Source organism: Streptomyces sp. SPB074, assembly GCF_000154905.1.
Lineage (GTDB): Bacteria > Actinomycetota > Actinomycetes > Streptomycetales > Streptomycetaceae > Streptomyces.
Map to the genome: position 1 here is coordinate 3,641,188 of NZ_GG770539.1, position 1,126 is coordinate 3,642,313.

A 1,126-nucleotide genomic window follows, 5' to 3' on the forward strand; every position below is an offset into this window, starting at 1 on the left:
TCCTTTGCCGGGCGCCGACGGATTTCTCAGTGAAATCACAGATTCGCGCAAGGGGCCTCTCAGAGGAGCCGCACAGGATGAGACGCATGACCACGATTCCGCCCCAGGGGCACACCGAAGCGAGCGTGGACGGGCGTCCCGTCCGGGTGCTCGTCGTGGACGACGAGACCAATCTGACGGAGCTGCTCTCGATGGCTCTGCGCTACGAGGGCTGGGAGATCCGTACCGCGACGGACGGCGCGGGCGCGGTGCGCGAGGTGCGGGGGTTCCGGCCGGACGCCGTCGTGCTCGACATGGTGCTGCCCGACATGGACGGCCTCAGCGTGCTCCAGCTCATGCGGCGTGCTCAGCCGGATACGCCCGTCCTCTTCCTCACCGAGAAGGACGCCGCCGCCGACCGTGTCGCCGGGCTGACCGCCGGCGGGGACGAGTACGTGAGCAAGCCGTTCAGCCTGGAGGAGGTCGTGGCGCGATTGCGCGGGCTCATCCGGCGCGCGGGCGCCGGGCGGCGCTCCACCTCCGTGCTCACGGTCGGAGATCTCGTTCTCGACGAGGACAGCCACGAAGTCTCCCGGGGCGGTACGGACATCCATCTCACCGCGACCGAGTTCGAGTTGCTCCGCTACCTCATGCGCAATCCCCGGCGTGTGCTGAGCAAGGCGCAGATCCTCGACCGCGTGTGGAGTTACGACTTCGGCGGCCAGGCCAACGTGGTCGAGCTCTACATCTCGTACCTCCGCCGGAAGATCGACCGGGGCCGCGAGCCGATGATCCACACCCGGCGCGGCGCGGGCTACCTCATCAAGCCCGCCGAACTCCAGGCGCCCGCCGCCGTCCCCGCCGGACGCCGCTGACGGCTCGCGGAAGCGCGGTACGGGGGAGGGCGACACGCGGGCGCGAAATTCCCGCCCCTCCGGCCCACTTCACCCGCAGGGATGAAAGCCGGTGGCCTCCGGTTTCGGCTCGGCGTGTCCCGCGCAAGCTCCCACCATCACGCGACCGCCACGTCTCACCCGCCTCCCCGCCCGGACCCCCTCCGCCCCCGGCCCACTCCGTCCCGCCTCCCCGCGGACGGCCCCCGACCACTGACCGCACCGACCGCGCCCCGCACGTCTCACCCGTGCTC

The 1,126-nt window shown here is 71.0% G+C and carries 1 protein-coding gene; it reads left to right on the forward strand.

The features are described 5' to 3' along the window. The first annotated feature begins 86 nt into the window (after positions 1 to 86). Complete coding sequence (locus SSBG_RS15025; RefSeq protein ID WP_037869820.1) at positions 87 to 854, forward strand: response regulator transcription factor; 768 nt, start codon at positions 87 to 89, stop codon at positions 852 to 854. Positions 855 to 1,126 lie beyond the last annotated feature (272 nt).